The 1,586-nt window shown below is 63.8% G+C and carries 2 protein-coding genes; one reads left to right on the forward strand and one right to left on the reverse strand.

Annotated features, from left to right (window positions below; genetic code table 11):
- Positions 1-377, forward strand: a 377-nt coding sequence (locus WCA85_RS22660) for a squalene/phytoene synthase family protein (protein ID WP_424067098.1), incomplete at its 5' end; no start/stop codon positions are given.
- 54 nt (positions 378-431) lie between these two features.
- Here WCA85_RS22660 and WCA85_RS22665 read toward each other — a convergent pair.
- Positions 432-1,586: DUF1501 domain-containing protein (locus WCA85_RS22665; RefSeq protein ID WP_424067099.1), on the reverse strand; the 1,155-nt coding region annotated here is incomplete at its 5' end.

Genomic DNA, 1,586 nt, shown 5'->3' on the forward strand with positions numbered 1-1,586 from the left:
GCGAAGCGCTGCTGCAGGCCCAGCTCATCGCCGAACTCGGTAACGACGCACGTCACGGCCGCATCTATCTTCCGATCGACGAAATGCAGCGGTTCAATGTAACCGCCGCCGATGTGATCAACCGCAAATACAGCGACGCGTTCACCGAGCTGATGCGCTTTCAGACGAAGCGCGCGCGCGACGCGCTCAGCACCGCCCTCGCCGGCATACCGCCGGCCGAGCGGCGTACGCAGCGCACCTTGCGGGCACTAGGCGCGCTCGCGCTGGCGCTTCTTGATGAAATCGAACGGGACGGCTATCACGTGCTACATCAGCGCATCGCACTCACGCCAATCCGCAAACTTTGGATTGCGTGGCGCGCCGCGCGTCAACGTTAGGCAATCAAACAGCATTCGCCCAAAGCAGCGCGCGTGCACGCGTCATAGCGACGCTCAGGCGCGCAGCAAAGGCAGCGGTTCGAACCGCTGCTGCAGCACCGCTGTTGAATCAAGCCCCCACCACGGGCCGAGAACCGTTGCATACAGCCGACGGAAATCGACGCCGACCGGCAGATTGCCGCTGCCGTCGAGCTGCGCCAGCACCGGCGGCACACCGTACAGGCCACCGCGCACGCGGCCACCCATGACGAAGTGCGGCGCAACCGTGCCGTGATCGGTGCCGTTACTCTGGTTCTCGCGTGGCCGTCTTCCAAACTCCGCGTAGGTCATCACGAGCGTATCGTCCCAGCGGCCAAGCTCGATAAGCGCCGCTTTCATCGACGCAAATCCATCCGCCAATTGCTTGAGCAGCGCGGCCTGCTGGCCAGGCTGATTCTGATGCGTATCGAAGCCGCTCAAGGTCAGCCGGATCACGGCCACGCCCTGACCGTTGAGCGGCGCGCCCTGTGGCGTATCTCCGGCAGCGAGCACCTGCATTGCGGTCTTGATCGAAGCACCGAACGCGCCGGGCGCAAAAGCGGTCTTCAGCGGGAATTGCCCTTCATGCGGGCGCAGCCGGTCTGCCGCCTTGACGATGTCATTCTCGACATCAAGGATATGTGCGAGTTCGGGATTGCGTTCGTGCAGTGAGACAGGCGTTGCAAGCCTCGAAGCCTTGATGAACTGCGCCGGATTGACCAGCGCGATCGCTCGCGCGCCATTGGCGAGCGGGCCCATTTCCGCGCTGCCAATCACCACGCCGTCGGCGGCGAAACCTGGCGGGACCGCGTGCTGGGCGAACGCCCGGGTCAGCCATCCTTCACGCAGATATTGATCGGAACGCGACGCGGTGTCCCAGATCTCGATCGAGCGGAAATGCGAGAGGTTCGGTTGCGCATAGCTGACGCCTTGCACGATCGCTAGTTGCTGGCTCTGCCAGATCGGCATCAGCGGCTGCAACGACGGGTGCAAGGCGGTGCGCTCGTCGAGCTGGATCACCTGCTCGCGCTTGATGCCGATGTTCTTGCGCAGCGTGTAGTAAGTGGGATCGGCATACGGAATCACCGTGTTCAGTCCGTCGTTGCCGCCTTTCAACTCCACGAGGATCAGCAGATTGCCGTAGCCACGTCCGCGCGCCGCGGTGTCGGCGGTGTCGGCGGGGTTGGGTGC

This window comes from Paraburkholderia sp. (genome assembly GCF_049581445.1).
Lineage (GTDB): Bacteria > Pseudomonadota > Gammaproteobacteria > Burkholderiales > Burkholderiaceae > Paraburkholderia.